Genomic DNA, 20,118 nt, shown 5'->3' with positions numbered 1-20,118 from the left:
CGCATATCTTCCCAGAACCGGCCAACGGCCCGCGAAAGAACCCTCACCTCCGGCCGAAGCCGGCCTCTGCTAGGTTATTGCAAGTTCTTCGCAATAGTCCGGATGCAGTCTCGGAAGGCCCCCACGTGCACGACCCTCTCGGCGTACGTCGCCGCCGCCGGCGCGCCGTCATCTGGCTCCTGGGCCTCTTCGCGGCCGCCGCCCTGACGGTCGTCGTGGCGGTCGGACTGGGGGCTGCATACGTCACCCCAGGGACGGTCGCCCAGATCCTCGGCCACCACCTCCTCGGCCTGCCCGAGGCCGGTTGGAAGGCCACAGAGGAGGCGATCGTGTGGAAGGTACGCCTCCCCCGCGTGCTCCTCGGCGCGCTCGTCGGCGCGGGCCTGGCCGTCACCGGCATGGCGCTGCAGGCGATGGTCCGCAACATGCTCGCCGACCCCTACCTGCTGGGGATCAACTCCGGCGCCTCCAGCGGCGCCGCGGCAGCGATCCTCTTCGGCGCGGGCACCGGCCTGGGGGCGTACGCCCTGCCGGGCTCGGCCTTCCTCGGCGCCCTGGCGGCCTCGTTCCTGGTGTTCGCGCTCGCCCGCAGCGGCGGCAGGGTCACCTCGTTGCGGCTGCTGCTCTCCGGTGTCGCGGTCGGCTATCTGCTCTACGGCCTGACCAGCTTCCTGATCTTCGCGTCGGGTTCGGCCGAAGGGGCCCGGTCGGTGATGTTCTGGCTGCTCGGCTCGCTCGGCCTGGCCCAGTGGGACGGCCTGCTGGCCGTCGTGGCCGTCGCGGTGCTCGCCACCACCGTCCTGCTGACCCTGTCCGGACGCGGCCTCGACGCGCTCGCGATCGGCGACGAGACCGCCCACACCCTGGGCATCTCTCCCGACCGCTTCCGCACCCTGCTGCTGGTCCTCGTGGCGTTGACCGTGGGCGTGGTCGTCTCGGCCGCCGGCAGCATCGGCTTCGTCGGCCTGGTCGTGCCCCACCTCGCCCGGCGTGCCGTCGGCTCCGCACACTCCGTGGCGATACCGGCCGCCGCCCTCATGGGCGCGATCCTGCTGGTCTGGGCCGACGTGCTCGCCCGCGTGCTCCTCCAGCCCCAGGAGATCCCGATCGGGATCGTCACCGCGCTCCTGGGCGCCCCGTTCCTCATCGTCCTCATCCGGCGCTTCTCGGCGCGCGACGTCTGACCACCAAGGAGCCGAAATGATCCGCCCCATGCTCGCCACCGCCGCCCTCGTGCTGGCCACGACCACCGCGTGCGGCGCCGACGCCGCCGGCGACGAGGCCACCGCCGATGGCTCCCCGGTCACCCTCGAGAACTGTGGCGCCGAGGTCACCTTCGACGCTCCGCCGGAGCGCGTCGTGATGCTGAAGAGCTCCGCGGTGCCCTATCTGCACGCGCTCGGCGTGATGGACCAGGTCGTGGCCAGGGCCGGCGACTATCCCGCCGACTACTACGACGCCGAGACCCAGGCCGAGCTCGACGACATCCCGCTGCTCACCGACGAGATGGACACCAGCGGTCACCTGCAGATCTCCAAGGAGGTCGTGATCGCCGAGGAGCCCGACCTGGTCCTCGGCGAGGTCGACAACCTCTCCCGCGACACCCTCGACGCCGTCGACATCGACCTCCTCGAGGAGCCGGCGATGTGCCCCGAGGGCGTCGACGACCCCGGCTTCGACGACGTCTACAGCCAGCTGGAGGCCTACGGCAAGGTCTTCGACCGCGAGGACGAGGCCACCAAGGCTGTCGCTGACCTGCGCAAACGCGTGACGGAGCTGGAGAAGCAGAAGGTCGGCGAGGGACGTACGGCGGCGGTGCTCTACCCCACCGTCGGCGGCGGCGTGACCTACGCCTACGGCACCAGGTCGATGGCCCACCCGCAGCTGGAGGCGGCCGGGTTCGAGGACGTCTTCGCCGACGTCGACGAGCGCGTCTTCGAGGTCTCGACCGAGGACCTCCTCGAGCGCGACCCCGACGTGATCATCCTGCTCCACAACGCCGGCGACCCGAAGCAGGTCGAGGAGTCGATCACCCAGCTCGCCGGCGCCGAGGACCTCACCGCGGTCAGGAACGGCGACGTCATGGCGCAGCTGTTCAACTTCACCGAGCCGCCCTCCGCCCTCTCCGTCGACGGCCTCGAGCGGATCATCGACAGGTTCGGCCGGTGATCGAGGCAGCGGGCCTGTCCTGGACGTACGGCACCACGACGATCCTCGAGGACGTCGATGTCGCCTCCCACGAGGGCCGGGTGCTCGGACTGATCGGCCCGAACGGCAGCGGCAAGACGACCCTGCTCCGGCTGCTCTACGGCGCCCTCCAGGGCACGGGCACCATCGAGATCGACGGCGACGACCTCGCCGGGCTTCCCGCCAAGCAGGTCGCCCGGCGGTTGGCCGTCGTCGTCCAGGAGTCCGGCACCGACACGACGCTCACCGCCGGCGAGATGGTCCTGCTGGGACGTACGCCGCACCTGTCCGCCTTCGCCAGGGCCGGCGAGCACGACCTGGCGATCGCGGCGGAGTGCCTGGAGCGGGTCGGCGGGACCCACCTCGGTCCGCGCTCCTTCGCCGCTCTTTCCGGGGGCGAGCGGCAGCGGGTGCTCATCGCCCGGGCGCTGGCGCAGGAGGCGACCCACCTGCTGCTCGACGAGCCGACCAACCACCTCGACATCCGCTACCAGCACGAGATCCTCTCGCTGGTCCGGAAGCTCGGGACGACGGCCATCGTCGTGCTCCACGACCTCAACCTGGCAGCGCGCTACTGCGACGACCTCGTGCTGCTCGACCAGCGCCGCGTCGCCGCCCGTGGCACCGTTGACGAGGTGCTCCGGCCCGAGATCCTGGAGCCGGTCTACGACATCGGCATCGAGCGGCTCGAGCTGCGCGAGGAGATCCACCTCCTCTTCCGTCCGTCGGCCTGACCGGACCTCAGATCTCCGGGGCGGCCTCGATCCTGGTCTCGGGCACGGCCTCGTCGTCCGGGTCCACACCGGGAAGGTGCGCCTCCCAGAGCTCGACGTCCATCACGTACAGCCGGAGCGGCGCCTCGCCGCGCAGCTGCTCGGGCTTGAAGGCCCGAGCCGTGCCGACCAGCCGGTGGAACGCCACCGCACAGCGCTTCTCGAGCTCGAAGTCGGGCACCTGGCGCGCCATCCCGGTGACGTACGCAGCGCTCGCCCCGTACCCCGGGAGCACCGAGGAGTCGAAGATGACCCCGGCCACGCGCGGGTCGCGGATGAGGTTGCGGGAGTGCTGCGCATCAGGCGCCGAGACCCAGTAGAGGTCTCGGTAGCCGTCGTGAGAGAAGTAGACCGGCGACGTACGCGGCCGGCCATCGGGATCCGAGGTCGCCAGCACCAGGTAGGCGACGCCGTCGACGATCCCGCGGACGTGTCTGTCCAGATCAGCTGCCATACCCCAGAGGGTAAACGACTTTCTCAGCTGTGACCTCGGTATATGCGCGGCAGCCTGTAGCCGTGCTCGGCCAGCACGTCGCGCAGCACGTCCGGCCTGTCGGTGATCAGTCCGTCGACCCCGAGCCCGATCAGATGCTCCATCGTGGCGACGTCGTCCACCGTCCACGGCACGACCGCGATGCCGCGCGCGTGGGCCGCGTCGACCAGTTCCTGGGTCGTGAACGGCACGTAGCCCGGGTCCGACACCGAGCCGCCCTGCGGGTCGCCGTGGACCGGCGAGACCGCATCCGCCCCGAACGAGTCCGCGGCCGCGACGTACCGGGCCTGCAGCGATCCCTCGAAGTCGTCGATGTCGATCCCGCCCAGCCACGGCGAGGCGCCCGGCCGTCCCTGCTGGAGGAACTGCTGCCCGTTGGTCAGCGCGACGATCGGCAGCCGCGGCTCGACCTCGCGGACCCGCTTCAGCGCACCCCAGTCGAAGCTCTGGATCGTGACCTGGTTGCGGATGTGCGCCCGACGGATCTCGGCCAGGACGACGCGGACGAACTGCTCGCGCGGCGCCGTCTGCTCCGGCGCCCCCGCCTCGACCTTGGTCTCGACGTTCAGCGTGACCTGGCCGGCGTGGTAGCTGTTGACCAGCGCGAACACCTCCGACAGCAGCGGCATCCGCTCCCCGGGCGAGAGCACCTGGTCGGGGAACTGCGGCTGCCGCAGCGACCCGCAGTCGATGGTGCGCACCTGCGCGAGCGTCAGGTCCTTGATGTAGGTCCGGTTCGGCACGTACGGGAACTCGGGGTCGCCCGGGAACGCCGGCGCGGTGTCGACGCACTTGGCCGGGTTCGGGTCCCGGTCGTGGGTCACGACGGCCTGGCCGTCCTCGGTGATCTGCACGTCGAGCTCGAGCGTGCTCACGCCCAGCTGGAGCGCCCGTTCGAAGGCCGGCAGCGTGTTCTCGACCGTCAGCGCGATGCCGCCGCGGTGCGCCTGGAGATCGAAGGTACGCGGATCGTTCTCGGCGTGCGCCGGGGCGATGGCGGAGCTCGCCAGGAGCGCCGCGGACACGAGGAGGCCTGCTCGGACACGTCTCATGCCCGACAGGATCCCGCAGCCGGATGGCCGCTAGTGGAACGCGCGATGAGACAGGAGCGACACGTTCTTGTCCGCACACCCGGTCGTCTCGTGACGGACGAACTGGGAGTCGTAGGAGTCCGGCACGTAGACCCGGAACCCGTCCACCTCGGTCGGCTTGCAGGCCGAGGCCGGATGGTTCTCGGCCGTCGACTCCGAGACCTCGCTGACCGCCACCTGACCCGGCTTCATGATCACCGTGCGCCACTTGCCCTCACGTGCCGCGGGCGCGCCGACCTGGGTGCCGTCGCCACCCCCGACGTACGACAGCCCGCCGAAGCCACCGAGGGCACACGCACGGTCGGAGACGTTGGTCAGCGTGATCTCGCCGAACCGCGATCCGGCGCCGGCATCGGTCGCGCGGTAGCCGGCCTTCAGGTCGGCGTTGGTGCACTTCGGTGTCTTCCGATCCGCCGACGCGCGGTCAGAGGAAGCAGAGGACTCAGTCCCCACCGGCGAACCCCCCGTGGCCGCCGGTGAGGACTGAGTCGGGGACGATGGGGTGCCGCTCGCTTGGGAGGGGTCCGCGGTCCCGGAGGCAGATGGTGACGCGTCGACCGCCCCGTCCGTCGTCGACGCGCAACCTCCCGCCGCGAGCACGCCGAGGATCCCGAGACCGACCATCAACAGCCGCATGTGCCGCATCGTCGCTCCTCGAGTAGCAGACAACTCATCGTCCCACCCCTGAGACGTGCGGGCGTCCCGGTCCGTTGCATCTCGTTTCGAGATTTCTTCAGACCCTGCTGTCGTACGCCGTCCGGGCCTCGTCCACCTCCGCCATGTGCTCCTCGGCCCAGGCCTTGAGGTGACCGATGACCGGCAGCAGCGTCTGCCCGAGCGGGGTGAGCTCGTAGTCGGTCCGCACCGGCACCGACGGGGTCACCGTGCGGGTCAGCAGACCGTCGCGCTCCATCCTCCGCAGCGACTGGGTCAGCATCTTCTGGCTCACGCCCTCGATCTGCGAGGCGAGCTCCGAGTATCTCAGCGGCCCGTAGAGCCCCAGCGCCACGATCGCCAGACTCACCCACTTGTCACCGATCGTGTCCAGCAGCCGCCGGCTCGGACACAGCGCCGAGAACGCGTCGAATCCGCTCGGTCGTTCGGCCGTCGTCGTCCCCATGGCAGACCTCCAGGTGCGTACGCCACTTCAAAGTGCCTTCTTCCCAAAGGAGAGTAGGGCACCGAAAGTAGTACATGCAACCAGCCGACCATCACAAAGGACGAACACCATGTACGCACTCATCTCCCGTGCCGGCGACCCGACCCCGCGCCTCGAGGAGCTCCCGGCTCAGCCGCTCGGCCCCGACGACATCCGGGTCGAGGTGGCCGCCGCCGGCTTCACCCTCTTCGACGCCTTCGTCGCCGGCGACCACGCGGCCATCGGCCTCCCCGACGTGATCGGCCTCGGCTTCGACTTCAGCGGCGTGGTCACCGAGGTCGGCAAGGCCGTCTCCGGATTCGCCGTCGGCGACCGCGTCGCCGGTCTCCATGGCAACCCGGCCGCCGGCGCCCGCGCCCATGCGACCGAGGTCGTGCTCCCCGCCTCCGCCGCAGCGGCCGTACCCGAGGGGCTCACCCTCGAGGCGGCCGCCGCGGCTCCGCTCAACGCGCTCACCGCCCGCCAGGCGCTCGACCTGCTCGGCACCGAGCGCGGCAGCCTCCTCGTCACCGGTGCCGCCGGCGGCGTCGGCCTGTGGGCACTGGGGCTGGCCAAGGCCGACGGCTGGACGGTCGACGCCCTAGTACGCCCCGGGACCGAGCCTCTCGCCACCGGGGCCGACCACACCGTCACCGAGATCGAGTCGCACGCGCACGACGCCGTCCTGGACCTGGCGGCGCTCAACGAGCCGGCCCTGGCAGGCGTACGCGACGGCGGCCGCTACGTCAGCGTCAAGCCCGGCCGGGCACCGGCACCCGAGCGCGGTATCGAGGTCTCGACCGCGCTGAACCAGCCCGACGGGGCGGTGCTCGCCGACCTCCTCCGGCTGGCGGCAGACGGCACAGTGCCGACCCGGATCGCCGCGACCCGCCCACTGAGCAAGGCCGCCGAGGCCTACCAGGAGGCGGAGGCGGCACCGGGATCCGACGGACGCTGGCTCCTCGTGCCCTGACAAAAGGGCGAAGGCCCCGCCTCCCGAGGGAGGCGGGGCCTTCTAGACCAATCGATCAGCTCTGGTACGAACCGAAGTCGAAGTCGTCCAGCGCGACGGCCTGGCCGCCGGTGTTGCCGAACTCGTAGTCGTAGTTGTCGTAACCGGTGACGGAGTACGCCGCGGCGCGAGCCTCATCGGTCGGCTCGACCTTGATGTTCCGGTAGCGCTCCAGGCCGGTGCCGGCCGGGATGAGCTTACCGATGATGACGTTCTCCTTCAGACCGCGCAGCGAGTCGGAGCGGCCGTTGATGGCAGCGTCGGTGAGGACGCGGGTGGTCTCCTGGAAGGAGGCCGCCGACAGCCAGGACTCGGTGGCCAGCGAGGCCTTGGTGATGCCCATCAGCTCCGGACGACCCGAGGCCGGCTTGCCGCCCTCGGAGACCACGCGCCGGTTCTCCGACTCGAAGTCGATGCGGTCGGCCAGGTCGGACGGCAGCAGGTTGGTGTCACCGGACTCGAGCACCGTGATCCGGCGCAGCATCTGCCGCACGATGATCTCGATGTGCTTGTCGTGGATGGACACACCCTGCGACCGGTAGACCTGCTGAACCTCGTCGACGAGGTGCTGCTGGGTCTTGCGGACACCGAGGATACGGAGGACCTCCTTGGGGTCCGGCGTACCGATGGTCAGCGGAGCGCCGACCTCGATGTGGTCGCCGTCGGCAACCCGCAGACGCGAGCGGCGCGACACCACGTACTCCTTGACCTCGGAGCCGTCGTCCGGGGTGACCAGGACCTTGCGGGCCTTGTCGGTCTCCTCGATCTCGACACGTCCCGCGACCTCGGAGATCGGCGTGACACCCTTCGGCGTACGCGCCTCGAAGAGCTCGACGACACGCGGCAGACCCTGCGTGATGTCGTCGGCCGAGGCCACACCACCGGTGTGGAACGTACGCATGGTCAGCTGGGTGCCGGGCTCACCGATGGACTGGGCGGCGATGATGCCGACCGCCTCACCGATGTCGACGAGCTTGCCGGTGGCCAGCGAGCGGCCGTAGCACTTGGCACACGTACCCGTGCGGGCCTCACAGGTGAGGACCGAACGGACCTTGACCTCGGTGATGCCGGCGCGAACCAGCTCCTCGATCTTGACGTCGCCCAGGTCCTCGCCGGCGACAGCCAGAACCTCGCCGGTCGACGGGTGCTCGATGTCGACGGCAGCCGTGCGAGCGTACGCAGCGGTCTCGGCGTTGTCGTCCTTGACGACGACGCCGCCCTGGTCGACACCGATGACCTTGGGCAGACCGCGCTCGGTGCCGCAGTCGTCCTCACGGATGATGACGTCCTGCGAGACGTCCACCAGACGACGGGTCAGGTAACCCGAGTCGGCGGTACGCAGCGCGGTGTCGGCCAGACCCTTACGAGCACCGTGGGTGGAGATGAAGTACTCCAGGACGGAGAGACCCTCGCGGAAGTTCGACTTGATCGGCCGCGGGATGATCTCGCCCTTCGGGTTGGCCACCAGGCCTCGCATGGCGCCGACCTGGCGGATCTGGTTGAAGTTACCCGAAGCACCCGAGGTGACCTGCATGAAGATCGGGTTCTTGCGGTCGAACGCCGCCTCCATGGCAGCACCGACGACCTTGGCGGCCTCGGTCCAGATCTCGACGAGCTCCTGACGGCGCTCCTCGTCGGTGACCAGACCACGCTCGAACTGCTTCTGCACCTTGGCAGCCTGCGTCTCGAACGTCTCCAGGATCTCGGCCTTGTTCGGCGGCGTGGTGACGTCGTCGATGGAGACCGTGACACCCGAACGGGTGGCCCAGTGGAAGCCGTTGTCCTTGAGCGCGTCCAGCGACGCCGCGACCTCGACCTTGGTGTAGCGCTCGGCCAGGTCGTTGATGATCGCGCCGAGCTGCTTCTTACCGACCTCGTAGTTCACGAAGGGGTAGTCGGCGGGGAGGGTGTCGTTGAAGATCACCCGGCCCAGCGTGGTCTCGAGGACGAGCGGGTTGCCCTCGGTCCAGCCCTCCGGCACGTCGTAGCCGATCGGCGGGACGATGTCGTCGAGACGGATCTTCACCTTCGACTGCAGCGTGATCTCGAGGTGGTCGAAGGCCATGATGGCCTCGGCCGGGGACGAGAAGGCACGACCCTCGCCGACCTCACCCTCGCGGTCGGAGGTGATGAAGTAGAGACCGATGATCATGTCCTGGGTCGGCATGGTGACCGGACGACCGTCGGACGGCTTGAGGATGTTGTTGGTCGAGAGCATCAGGATGCGAGCCTCGGCCTGGGCCTCCGCCGACAGCGGCAGGTGGACAGCCATCTGGTCACCGTCGAAGTCCGCGTTGAACGCGGTGCAGACGAGCGGGTGCAGCTGGATGGCCTTACCCTCGATCAGCTGCGGCTCGAAGGCCTGGATGCCGAGGCGGTGCAGGGTGGGCGCACGGTTCAGCAGAACCGGGTGCTCGGTGATGACCTCTTCGAGGACGTCCCACACGACCGGGCGAGCACGCTCGACCATCCGCTTGGCGGACTTGATGTTCTGAGCGTGGCTCAGGTCCACCAGGCGCTTCATCACGAACGGCTTGAACAGCTCCAGGGCCATCTGCTTCGGCAGACCGCACTGGTGCAGCTTGAGCTGCGGGCCCGACACGATGACCGAACGACCGGAGTAGTCGACGCGCTTACCGAGCAGGTTCTGACGGAAGCGACCCTGCTTGCCCTTGAGCATGTCAGAGAGCGACTTCAGCGGACGGTTGCCCGGCCCGGTGACCGGGCGGCCACGACGACCGTTGTCGAACAGGGAGTCGACGGCCTCCTGCAGCATCCGCTTCTCGTTGTTCACGATGATCTCGGGGGCACCGAGGTCGAGAAGACGCTTGAGGCGGTTGTTGCGGTTGATCACACGACGGTAGAGGTCGTTGAGGTCGGAGGTCGCGAAGCGGCCACCGTCGAGCTGCACCATCGGGCGCAGGTCCGGCGGGATGACCGGGACGGCGTCGAGCACCATGCCGGTCGGCTGGTTGCCGGTCTTGCGGAAGGCGTCGACGACCTTGAGGCGCTTGAGCGCGCGGACCTTGCGCTGACCCTTGCCGGTGGCGATGGTCTCGCGAAGGTTCTCGACCTCGGCCTCGATGTCGAAGTTCTCGAGGCGCTTCTGGATCGCCGTGGCGCCCATGTGGCCCTCGAAGTACTTCCCGAACCAGGTCTTCATCTCGCGGTAGAGCAGCTCGTCGCCCATGAGGTCCTGGACCTTCAGGTTCTTGAAGGTGTCCCAGACCTCGTCGAGACGGTTGACCTCACGCTCGGTGCGGTCACGCAGCTGCTTCATCTCGCGCTCGGCGCCGTCCTTGACCTTGCGCTTGGCGTCGGACTTGGCGCCCTCGGCCTCGAGCGCGGCCAGGTCGGTCTCGAGCTTCTTGGCGCGGTCGTTGATCGCCACGTCGAGCCGGCCGGTCAGCATCTTGCGCTGCTGGTCGACCTTGGCCTCGAGCGAGGACAGGTCGCGGTGACGCGCGTCCTCGTCGACCGAGGTGATCATGTACGCAGCGAAGTAGATGACCTTCTCCAGGTCCTTCGGAGCGAGGTCGAGCAGGTAGCCCAGCCGCGACGGAACGCCCTTGAAGTACCAGATGTGGGTCACCGGGGCGGCGAGCTCGATGTGGCCCATCCGCTCGCGGCGTACCTTGGAGCGGGTGACCTCGACGCCACAGCGCTCACAGATGATGCCCTTGAAGCGCACGCGCTTGTACTTGCCGCAGTAGCACTCCCAGTCCCGGGTGGGACCGAAGATCTTCTCGCAGAAGAGGCCGTCACGCTCGGGCTTGAGCGTGCGGTAGTTGATGGTCTCAGGCTTCTTGACCTCGCCGTGGCTCCACGCGCGGATCTCGTCCGCGGTGGCCAGGCCGATCTTGAGCTGATCGAAGAAGTTGACGTCGAGCACGGTGGCTTCCAGTTCCTTCGTTAGTTCTTGGAAAGTTCAAAGGGGACTGAGGGAGGGGAGGTACGCCGGGGGCGCACCTCCCCGCTCGTCAGACTTCCTCTACGGAAGAGGGCTCGCGACGGGAGAGGTCGATGCCGAGCTCCTCGGCGGCGCGGAAGACGTCTTCCTCCGCGTCACGAAGCTCGATCGCCGAACCGTCCTGGCTCAGCACCTCGACGTTCAGGCACAGCGACTGCATCTCCTTGACGAGAACCTTGAACGACTCCGGGATACCCGAGTCGGGGATGTTCTCGCCCTTGACGATCGCCTCGTACACCTTCACGCGGCCGGGCACGTCGTCCGACTTGATGGTCAGGAGCTCCTGCAGGGCGTAGGCGGCGCCGTACGCCTCCATCGCCCAGACCTCCATCTCACCGAAGCGCTGGCCACCGAACTGGGCCTTACCGCCGAGCGGCTGCTGGGTGATCATCGAGTACGGACCGGTCGAACGCGCGTGGATCTTGTCGTCGACCAGGTGGTGCAGCTTCAGGATGTACATGTAGCCCACGGCCACCGGCTCCGGGAACGGCTCGCCGGAGCGACCGTCGAAGAGGCGGGCCTTGCCGTCGGTGCCGACCACACGCCGACCGTCCCGGTTGGGGAGGGTCGCGCTGAGCAGACCGGTGATCTCGTCCTCACGCGCACCGTCGAAGACCGGGGTGGCCACCTTGGTGCCCGGCTCGGCCTTGTCGGCGTGGATCTTGATGAGGCGCTGCTTCCAGGCGCTGTCCTCGGGGTCCTCGGAGAGGTTGAGGTCCCAGCCCTGCTTGGCGAGCCAGCCGAGGTGGAGCTCCAGGACCTGTCCGATGTTCATACGACGCGGAACACCGAGCGGGTTGAGCAGAACGTCGACCGGGGTGCCGTCCTCCATGAACGGCATGTCCTCGACCGGCAGGATCTTCGCGATGACGCCCTTGTTGCCGTGACGGCCGGCGAGCTTGTCACCCACGGAGATCTTGCGCTTCTGCGCCACGTAGACCCGAACCAGCTGGTTCACGCCCGGGGGCAGCTCGTCGCCCTCCTCACGGTCGAAGACGCGGACACCGATGACGGTGCCCTCCTCGCCGTGCGGAACCTTCATCGAGGTGTCGCGGACCTCGCGCGCCTTCTCACCGAAGATCGCGCGGAGCAGGCGCTCCTCCGGGGTCAGCTCGGTCTCGCCCTTCGGGGTGACCTTGCCGACCAGGATGTCACCGGTGGTGACCTCGGCGCCGATGCGGATGATCCCGCGCTCGTCGAGGTCGGCCAGCATCTCCTCGGAGACGTTCGGGATGTCCCGGGTGATCTCCTCCGGACCCAGCTTGGTGTCGCGGGCGTCGACCTCGTGCTCCTCGATGTGGATCGAGGTGAGGTAGTCCTGCTGCACCAGACGCTGGGAGAGGATGATCGCATCCTCGTAGTTGTGGCCCTGCCACGACTGGAAGGCGACCAGGAGGTTGGCACCCAGCGCCATCTCGGCACCCTGGGTCGCCGGACCGTCGGCCAGCGGGGAGCCGACCTCGACCCGGGCGCCCTCGTCGACCAGCGGCTGCTGGTTGACGCAGTTGCCCTGGTTGGAGCGCTCGAACTTCGCGAGCTTGTACGAGGTGTAGGTGCCGTCGTCGTTGAGGGTCTCGATCAGGTCGGAGGAGACCTCCTTGACCACACCGGCCTTCTTCGCGACGAGCACGTCACCGGCGTCGACAGCCGCGCGGTACTCGATGCCCGTGCCGACCAGCGGCGAGTCGCTGCGGACCAGCGGCACCGCCTGACGCTGCATGTTGGCGCCCATGAGCGCACGGTTGGCGTCGTCGTGCTCGAGGAACGGGATCAGCGCGGTCGCGACCGACACCATCTGGCGCGGCGAGACGTCGATGTAGTCGACCTCGTCGGCCAGGAGCTCGGAGACCTCACCGTCGCGCTGGCGGACCAGCACGCGCTCGGTCGCGAACTTCATGTTCTCGTCGACGGCCGCGTTGGCCTGCGCGATGACGTAGCGGTCCTCGTCGTCGGCGGTCAGGTAGTCGATCTTGTCGGTGACGACACCGTTCTCGACCTTGCGGTAGGGCGTCTCGACGAAGCCGAACGGGTTGATCCGGCCGAAGGAGGCCAGCGAACCGATCAGACCGATATTGGGACCTTCAGGGGTCTCGATCGGACACATCCGGCCGTAGTGCGACGGGTGGACGTCTCGGACCTCCATGCCGGCGCGGTCACGGGAGAGACCACCCGGGCCGAGAGCCGACAGACGCCGCTTGTGCGTCAGGCCCGCGAGCGGGTTGTTCTGGTCCATGAACTGCGACAGCTGCGAGGTCCCGAAGAACTCCTTCAGCGCAGCGACCACGGGACGGATGTTGATCAGGGACTGCGGCGTGATCGCCTCGACGTCCTGGGTCGTCATCCGCTCGCGCACCACGCGCTCCATACGAGCCAGACCCGTACGCAGCTGGTTCTGGATCAGCTCGCCGACCGTCCGCATCCGGCGGTTGCCGAAGTGGTCGATGTCGTCGGCGGCGATGTCGATCGTGCCCTGCGGCATGTCGAGCTGCGTACGCCCGTCGTGGAGCGCCACGACGTACTTGATCGTCGCGACGATGTCGTCGACGGTCAGGGTCTGCTGGTCGAAGGCCTCGGTCAGACCGAGCTTCTTGTTGACCTTGTAGCGACCGACCTTGGCGGTGTCGTAGCGCTTCGGGTTGAAGTAGTAGTTGTTCAGCAGCGTCTGCGCGGCCTCACGCGTCGGGGGCTCGCCCGGGCGCAGCTTGCGGTAGATGTCGAGCAGCGCGTCGTCCTGAGCGGTGGTGCTGTCCTTCTCGAGGGTCAGCATCATCGACTCGTACTCGCCGAACTCCTCGCGGATCTGCTCGTTGGTCCAGCCGAGGGCCTTGAGCAGCACCGTGACGTTCTGCTTGCGCTTGCGGTCGAGACGGACGCCGACCAGGTCGCGCTTGTCGATCTCGAACTCGAGCCAGGCGCCGCGGCTGGGGATCAGCTTGGCGGTGTAGATGTCCTTGTCGGACGTCTTGTCGGCGGTGCGCTCGAAGTAGACGCCCGGGGACCGGACGAGCTGCGAGACGACAACACGCTCGGTGCCGTTGATGACGAAGGTGCCCTGTTCGGTCATGAGCGGGAAGTCGCCCATGAAGACCGTCTGGCCCTTGATCTCACCGGTGTCGTTGTTGGTGAACTCCGCCGAGACATAGAGAGGCGCGGAGTAGGTGAAGTCCTTCTCCTTGCACTCCTCGACGGTGTACTTGGGGTCGTAGAAGACAGGGCTCTCGAACGAGAGGGACATCGTCTCCGAGAAGTCCTCGATCGGGGAGATCTCCTCGAAGATCTCCTGTAGACCGGACTTGTGAGACACGTCCTCGCCCGCTGCTTCGCGGGCGGCGACCTGCTCCTGCCAGCGCTCGTTACCGATCAGCCAGTCGAAGCTGTCGGTCTGGAGGGCGAGGAGCTTGGGAAGCTCGAGAGGCTCTGAGATCTTAGCGAAAGAGATGCGGCGAGGGGTGGAGTCACCCGACGAGGTGCGCGCGGCCAAGAGGAATCCTTCGACAAGGTTCGCAGGTGGATTCGCGCTGCCGACCACCGAACAGCCACCGGGCAGGCTGAGGGGCATATGAAGGCATGCGCAAAGCGCCATAGTACGGCACAAAAGCGCACTTCACAACACCGGGCCCAATTAAAAGTCCGGCGTACCTTCATTCACACCTGCGGCGCTCGACCGTCGGCGTTCTTGGTGCAGTGCCATTGTCGAGCATCGCGGATGATCATGCGCCCCATCGGCACCCCGGGTCAAGCATCCGCGCCAATCGGTCCGACCCACGGAAAAGTTATTCCAATCACTTGACAGGTAGTGCAAAGGCCCTGAGGCCGGGCCACAGCGCCGCCTAGTCCTGGCTGGGCTGGGTCTCGACCTTGTCCACCAGCCACTCGTCGCCGACCTTGGCCATCGTGAGCATCGCGTACTCCTGGTAGCCGATCGGGGTGCTCCGCTGGGCGTTGGTGACCTGACGGTCGACCAGCACGAGGATCTGCACGGTGTCCTCGGAGACCCGGATGACGCCGGCGTCGACCGGGGCGAGCGTCTTCACCACGGTCTTCGTCTCGGGGACGTTGTCCACGAGCACGGCGAAGAGCCGGTCGTAGTCCTCGCGGTAGTCCTTCGTCATCACGTCGTGAGCCTTGCTCTTCGACTCGTCCATCTTGCTGTAGTCGTAGGAGAGCAGCGGGACGACTGCCTTCTTGGCCGCCTCGAGCGCCTCGCCGCCCTGCTCCTCGACGAGGAGCTTGTGGTTGCGGGTGATCTGCTTGCCCACCGCACCCTCGACGGTGCTGGTCGTGACGTTGTTGTTGGCGACGGTGCTGACCTTCTCCTGCCCGAAGAAGACCACGCCGGCAGCGACGACCGAGGCCAGGGCGAGCGCGCCGGCGGCGAGCAGCCCCCACGTCGGGAGCAGCGGCAGCGTACGTCCGGTGGCCGCACTCTCCTCGGCGTCGGGCTCCTCGTCGGCAGGCTCGTCGTCCTCTGCGTCGGCCGCCACCTCGACGTCGGCGGTCTCCTCGTCGGCCTCGCGGTCCTCGTCCTCGGCCGCGGCCTCCTCGAGAGCGGCCAGCTCCGCGTCGTACGCAGCCCGCTTCTTCTCGTCCAGCAGAACCGCCGCGGCATCGTTGAGGGTGCGGAAGCGGCGGTCGGTGGGGTCCAGGTCGGCGATCGCGGACTTCCACGCCGCGCGAATGTCGTCGGTGGCGGCATCGGGCTCGACGTCGAGCAGGTCGTACCAGGTCGGACTAGTCATCGTGGAACTCATGGTGTCACCCCTTCGCTGCTTTCCGAAGTAGGAGCTTCCTCGGCGGGGTACCAGTCGTCGACCAGCCACTTCCCGTTCTGCTTCACCAGCTCCACCTCCGTCCGAGCGAGCTGACGCGCCGCCTCCACGCGCTCCTCGGAGCCCTCGGACTTCGGGTAGCTGATCGCGAGCTCGGCGACGACGAGCACGGTCGCGCTGTCCTCGTCCAGGCTGGCAACGCCCGTGCTGTGCACGCTCGTGGTGCGACCGACGCCCTGCTGGACGACGGTGGCCTCGGCGAAGGCGACGTTGCCCAGGAAGCTCTTCTCGAACTTCGGGGTGAGCAGCTTACCCACCCGCTCGCGATACTTCGGCATCGTCTTCTTGTCGCTGCCGACATCATCGGGACCGTAGGTGTTGACCCGGCCGACGAACTTGTCGGCCGCCGCCATGACCTGCTCGCGCTGGCTCACCACCGACTCGTCGGCGCCGCGGGTCAGCTGCCAGCCGACGTAGCCGACGGCAGCCAGGATCACGGCGATCAGCAGGGCCAGGACGCCCCAGCGGAGCAGGGCGCCCCGGTTCGCGGTCGCCTGGTCGGTCTCTGCGCCGGTCTCCGTGTCGGGTCCGGGGTCGGTCGTGGTGCTCAAGACGGATCACTCTCTGTGGTCAGCGGCTCCAGGAGCCATTTCCAAGCATCAACACCGTACGCCGCGGGCGAGTCGGTCGATGCGGCAGCACTTCGGGCCCCGACCCCGGTCGGCTGCGTGGTGGTCAGGGTGCGGCTACTCGGTCTCCATCGGCTGCAGGTAGAGCCACTTCCAGGCGTCCTCGCCGTAGGAGGCCGGCGCCGCGGTCGACACCGTGGTCTCCTCCGCCTCGCCCCAGGTGAGCTCTCCGGTCTCCGGGTCGAAGCTGGCGATCGAGCCGGCCCCGCCCGCCGCGGCGCGCGGCAGCTGGCTGGACCCGCGAGCGTTGGACTTGGACGGGTCCTCGGTGCAGGAGACCTCGGTGTTGAACGGACGGCTCTGCAGGTCCAGCGGGCTGCGCTTCTTGGTGCTCTCGTAGCCCTGCTTGCACGGCGTCTGGGTGGTGAGGGCCAGCCCGAAGTGGGCCTGCGCCAGGCCGGGGTGGCCGACGTCGACGACCGCGAAGCTGCCCTCGACGACGACGGGGAAGATCGAGAGCAGGTGCCTGACACCCGGCAGGTTCTTCCGGACGACCTTGCCGGTCACCAGCACCTCGTTGAGGAGCTCGCTGATCTCCACGTCGTTCTGCTCCAGGAACTGCCGCAGCTCGACCGAGCTGGCCGAGCCGCTCTCGATCAGCCTGATCAGATCCTTGTTGGAGCCGGCCAGGGTGCCGGTGAACAGCTCCAGGTCCGTCGCGAACGACTTGATCGCCGAGCTGCTGTCCAGCTGGCCCTGGAGAACCGTGTTGCTGTCCCGGATCAGCTGGGTGGTGAGGGCGAAGTTCTGATCGGCGGTCTCCACGAAGGCGGTGCCGGTGTCGATGATGGTCTGCAGGTCCTGACCGGTGCCGGCGAAACCCTTGCCGAGCTCGTCGATGGTCGTGGTGAGCGCCTTCTGGTCGACCGAGTTCACCGTCGTGGTGACGTCCTCGAGGAGCTTCTCGGTCGGCAGCGGCGTGGTCGTCGCGGCGCGGGCGATCTCGGAGCCGTCCTCGAGGTAGGGCGCGCCCTTCGACTGCGGCTGCAGCTCGACGTACTGCTCACCGACCGCGGAGCGGTTGCCGACCACGGCGAGGCTGTCGGCCGGGATCTTGTCCTCCCACCCCTTGTCGATCTTCAGGGTCACGTCGACGCCGCTGCGGTTGAGCACCAGCTCACCGACCTGGCCGACCTTGACGCCTCGGTAGTCGACCTCGGCGTCCTCGTAGATGCCGCCGGACTGCTCGAAGTGGGCCATCACGACGTAGTGGTCCTTGACGAACAGGGACCCCAGGCGGGCGTAGCGCGCACCGACGAAGCTGACCCCGACGAGGGTGATCAGCAAGAAGACCATCAGCTGCATCTTCGTACGGCGGGTGATCATGAGACGCCCTCCTGATGAGTGTTGCTCGAGGTGCTCAGCGCGGGGATCATCAGCGAGGTCAGCCCCGGGTCGAGCTCCTTGCTCAGCTCGTCGTACGTCACCGCATGCGTCCCCGGCGTCGCGCCGGCACGGCAGAACAGGATCAGCACGCACCCGGAGCCGTCGTCGGTGGTGCTCCCGCCGTTGGAGGAGGGAGCGCCGAGCCCGAGCAGGCCGTCGAGGGTCTTACCGATCGAACCCAGCACGCCCGTCACGCATGCCTGGGGCGCCGAGGAGGACTGTCCCGTCAGCACCTCCTGGCAGGTGTCGATGGCGCTGGCCAGCCCGCCGTCCTTGCAGACGTTCGTCAGGTTGTTGAGCCAGTCGAGAGCCGTCTCCTCGTCGGGGAACGTCTTGAGGTGCCGGTTGATCTCCTCGAGACCCCAGCACACGGTGTCGCCGACCCGAGGCGCGTTCTGGAGCAACGTGTCGAGGTTGAGGTCGACGGTGACGTCGAGGTTGACGAAGTCACCCATGTGCAGGTTGCGCGCGGCCTGCGGCGAACCACCGACCGCCGCGTCGACGAACGGATAGGTGAGGATCGTGTTCATCGCCCGGACAAAGTCGTCGCCGGAGTCGGCCAGGTTCGACAGGAGCGGCCTGAGATCCTTGATGATGCCGATGGTGTTGTCCTTGGACGCCCGGATGACGCGTACGCCGGTGTCTCCGAGCCGCTCCAGGGCCTTGAGCATCTTGACCAGGTCGGCGCGCTGCTTGTCGATGCTGGAGATCGCCGAGGGCAGCTCGTCGAGGGCGGCGTCGATGGAGCCCATCTGCGCGTTGGTGGCCTTCGCCAGCGCATCGAGTGCCTCGATGGCCGCGACGATCTTCTCCTTGTTGTTGTCGAGGTCGCGCGCCAGCTTCTCCACCTGGTGAAGTACGGAGCGGGCGGAGTCCTCACGACCGGCGAGCGCCTTGTTGAGCTCGGTCGAGATCGTCTTCAGCTGGGCCACACCACCACCGTTGAGCAGCAGGCTCAGCGCACTGAAGACCTCTTCGATCTCCGGGTTGCGGCCGGTCTGCGACAGCGGGATGGTCGAGCCGTCGGCGAGCTTGGTCGAGTCGGGCTCGGCCGGCCGCTCCAGCGAGACGAACTTCTCGCCCAGCAGGGAGGTCTGCTGGATCGACGCCCGCGCGTTGCTCGGCAGGCTGACGTCCTTCTTCAGCAGCATCTCGACGGTGGCGACGCCGTCGTCGAGCCAGATCTTGTTGATCTTGCCGACGTCGATGTCCTCGAGCTTGACGGTCGACTGGGGCACCAGGTCGAGGGTGTCCTCGAACTGCGCGGTGACCGAGATCGCGTCGTCACCGGCGTCCACACCGCCCGGGAGCGGCAGGTCGTAGACGGAGAAGGTGCCGCAGCCGGTCAGCATCAGGGCGCCGGCGACCACACCGACGAACGCCTGGAGGGCGCGCTTCATCGTCGTCATCGTTTCACCTCCACCAGGCCGCCGAGCGACATGTCATAGGGCACCCCGTAGGACGAACCCGTGCCGAGTCCGATCGCCGCGGAGCGGTTCAGCCCCGGCATCTGCCGGATCTGCGAGCAGATCTCGGCGCTGCTGCCGTCGGTCGCCTGGTCCACGAGGCTGCACAGGAACGAGGCCGGGTTCTCGATGATCTCGTCGAGGATCATCGTGATGTTGGCGTTGGTGTCGAGCGTGGCGGTCTCCGGGTTGTACGCCAGACCCAGGTTGTTGAGCGCCAGCGGTGCGGTCCGGAGGCTCTCGTCGAGCGCCTTGCGCTGCCGCACCAGGACCTTGCCGATCCGGTTGAGGCTCTGGATGTCCTCGCGCAGGATCGCCTTGTTGTCCCGGACGAACTGGGTCACCTTGTTCAGCGCCACCGAGAGGTTCTTCATCGACGCGGCGAGCTCTTCGCGCTCACCCTCCAGCATCGAGGAGACCTCGGCGAGGGCCTGGGCGAAGTCGCGTACCGTCTTGTCGTTCTCGGCGAGCGTGCCGATGAAGCCTTCGAGCTGCTCGGCGGAGTCGAAGAACTGCTCGTCGCGGTTGTCGAGCACCTTGGTCAGCTTGCCGAGGTCGCCGACGGTCGAGTTGATCTTCTCGCCCTGGCCGCCGAGGTTCTTCGCGGTCTGCTGCAGCAGGTCGGTGAGGGCGCCGTTCTTGTTGGCTCCGTCGGGACCGATCGCGACCACGAGGTCGTCGACGCTGGAGTAGATCTGGTCGAGCTCGACCGGGACCGAGGTCTTGTCGGTGCTCAGCACCGCACCGTCGGCCATCTTCTTGCCGCCGTCGTAGGCCGGCGTGACCTGGACGTAGCGGTCGCCGACGATCGACGGCGAGATGATCACGGCCTTGGCGTCCGCGGGCAGGTCGACGTCGCTCTTGTATTCCATGGTGACCTTGACGTCGGTGCCGTTCGGCTCGACCTTCGTCACCTTGCCGACGGCGACGCCGAGCACGCGCAGGTCGCTGCCCTCGTAGAGCGAGACCGTGCGCGGGAAGTGCGCCACGAGCGTCTTCTCACCGGTGTCGCGGACCAGCGCCCAGGCCCCGACTCCGAGGACGAGAGCACCGATGATGATGGGAATGATGAACTTGTTCATGCCGCCACCCCCGTAGCGCAAGCGCCAGAATACGGGCGCGGCGCCGTGTTGATCCTCATGTT

The 20,118-nt window shown here is 67.8% G+C and carries 15 protein-coding genes; 4 read left to right on the top strand and 11 right to left on the bottom strand.

Annotated features, from left to right (window positions below; translation table 11 throughout):
• The first annotated feature begins 125 nt into the window (after nucleotides 1-125).
• The 3 genes from ACIO3S_RS04195 to ACIO3S_RS04185 are packed head-to-tail and all read left to right on the top strand — an operon-like array spanning nucleotide 126 to nucleotide 2,921.
• A complete protein-coding gene (locus ACIO3S_RS04195; RefSeq protein WP_400459805.1) occupies nucleotides 126-1,184 on the top strand; it encodes a FecCD family ABC transporter permease in 1,059 nt (352 codons plus the stop codon).
• 16 nt (nucleotides 1,185-1,200) lie between these two features.
• Nucleotides 1,201-2,169 carry an ABC transporter substrate-binding protein gene (locus ACIO3S_RS04190; RefSeq protein ID WP_400459802.1) on the top strand — a complete coding sequence of 323 codons (969 nt, stop codon included), beginning with the start codon at nucleotides 1,201-1,203 and terminating at the stop codon, nucleotides 2,167-2,169.
• Nucleotides 2,166-2,921, top strand: a complete 756-nt coding sequence (locus tag ACIO3S_RS04185; protein ID WP_400459799.1) for an ABC transporter ATP-binding protein — start codon at nucleotides 2,166-2,168, stop codon at nucleotides 2,919-2,921. The genes ACIO3S_RS04190 and ACIO3S_RS04185 overlap by 4 nt, the downstream gene beginning before the upstream one ends.
• A gap of 7 nt (nucleotides 2,922-2,928) precedes the next feature.
• On the opposite strand, the gene ACIO3S_RS04180 is transcribed toward ACIO3S_RS04185, so the two are convergent.
• The 4 genes from ACIO3S_RS04180 to ACIO3S_RS04165 form a co-directional block, all read right to left on the bottom strand.
• Complete coding sequence (locus tag ACIO3S_RS04180) at nucleotides 2,929-3,414, bottom strand: pyridoxamine 5'-phosphate oxidase family protein (RefSeq protein WP_400459796.1); 486 nt, start codon at nucleotides 3,412-3,414, stop codon at nucleotides 2,929-2,931.
• A 23-nt stretch (nucleotides 3,415-3,437) separates the two neighbouring features.
• Complete coding sequence (locus tag ACIO3S_RS04175) at nucleotides 3,438-4,505, bottom strand: glycerophosphodiester phosphodiesterase family protein (RefSeq protein WP_400459793.1); 1,068 nt, start codon at nucleotides 4,503-4,505, stop codon at nucleotides 3,438-3,440.
• A 30-nt stretch (nucleotides 4,506-4,535) separates the two neighbouring features.
• Entirely contained in the window at nucleotides 4,536-4,997 is a 462-nt protein-coding gene (locus tag ACIO3S_RS04170) for a DUF4232 domain-containing protein (protein ID WP_400459790.1), read from the bottom strand.
• 280 nt (nucleotides 4,998-5,277) lie between these two features.
• Nucleotides 5,278-5,664 carry a helix-turn-helix domain-containing protein gene (locus ACIO3S_RS04165; protein ID WP_350836613.1) on the bottom strand — a complete coding sequence of 129 codons (387 nt, stop codon included), beginning with the start codon at nucleotides 5,662-5,664 and terminating at the stop codon, nucleotides 5,278-5,280.
• A 109-nt stretch (nucleotides 5,665-5,773) separates the two neighbouring features.
• Here ACIO3S_RS04165 and ACIO3S_RS04160 point away from each other — a divergent pair, with 109 nt between their 5' ends.
• Nucleotides 5,774-6,655, top strand: a complete 882-nt coding sequence (locus ACIO3S_RS04160) for an alcohol dehydrogenase catalytic domain-containing protein (protein ID WP_400459787.1) — start codon at nucleotides 5,774-5,776, stop codon at nucleotides 6,653-6,655.
• A 55-nt stretch (nucleotides 6,656-6,710) separates the two neighbouring features.
• Here the strand turns inward: ACIO3S_RS04160 and ACIO3S_RS04155 are convergent, their stop codons facing one another.
• From ACIO3S_RS04155 to ACIO3S_RS04125, 7 genes are all read right to left on the bottom strand, one after another.
• Nucleotides 6,711-10,586 (bottom strand): DNA-directed RNA polymerase subunit beta', encoded by a 3,876-nt coding sequence (locus ACIO3S_RS04155; protein WP_400459783.1) that lies wholly within the window; start codon nucleotides 10,584-10,586, stop codon nucleotides 6,711-6,713.
• 88 nt (nucleotides 10,587-10,674) lie between these two features.
• Nucleotides 10,675-14,145 (bottom strand): DNA-directed RNA polymerase subunit beta, encoded by a 3,471-nt coding sequence (gene rpoB / locus ACIO3S_RS04150; RefSeq protein ID WP_350713356.1) that lies wholly within the window; start codon nucleotides 14,143-14,145, stop codon nucleotides 10,675-10,677.
• A 349-nt stretch (nucleotides 14,146-14,494) separates the two neighbouring features.
• Complete coding sequence (locus ACIO3S_RS04145; RefSeq protein WP_400459778.1) at nucleotides 14,495-15,415, bottom strand: J domain-containing protein; 921 nt, start codon at nucleotides 15,413-15,415, stop codon at nucleotides 14,495-14,497.
• Nucleotides 15,412-16,044, bottom strand: coding sequence for a hypothetical protein (locus ACIO3S_RS04140; RefSeq protein WP_400459775.1), 633 nt, complete (start codon nucleotides 16,042-16,044; stop codon nucleotides 15,412-15,414). The genes ACIO3S_RS04145 and ACIO3S_RS04140 overlap by 4 nt, the downstream gene beginning before the upstream one ends.
• Nucleotides 16,045-16,179: 135 nt before the next feature.
• Nucleotides 16,180-17,448, bottom strand: a complete 1,269-nt coding sequence (locus ACIO3S_RS04135) for an MCE family protein (RefSeq protein WP_400459772.1) — start codon at nucleotides 17,446-17,448, stop codon at nucleotides 16,180-16,182.
• Nucleotides 17,445-18,917, bottom strand: coding sequence for an MCE family protein (locus tag ACIO3S_RS04130; RefSeq protein ID WP_160025581.1), 1,473 nt, complete (start codon nucleotides 18,915-18,917; stop codon nucleotides 17,445-17,447). The genes ACIO3S_RS04135 and ACIO3S_RS04130 overlap by 4 nt, the downstream gene beginning before the upstream one ends.
• Nucleotides 18,914-20,056: an MCE family protein gene (locus ACIO3S_RS04125; protein WP_400459768.1), complete on the bottom strand. Its 1,143-nt coding sequence runs from the start codon at nucleotides 20,054-20,056 to the stop codon at nucleotides 18,914-18,916. Before ACIO3S_RS04125 ends, ACIO3S_RS04130 begins: the two co-directional genes overlap by 4 nt.
• Nucleotides 20,057-20,118 lie beyond the last annotated feature (62 nt).

It is taken from the genome of Nocardioides sp. NPDC087217, assembly GCF_044744805.1.
GTDB lineage: Bacteria > Actinomycetota > Actinomycetes > Propionibacteriales > Nocardioidaceae > Nocardioides.
Note: the sequence above shows the minus strand (reverse complement) of the source record. Positions and strands in the feature narration are given on the sequence as shown.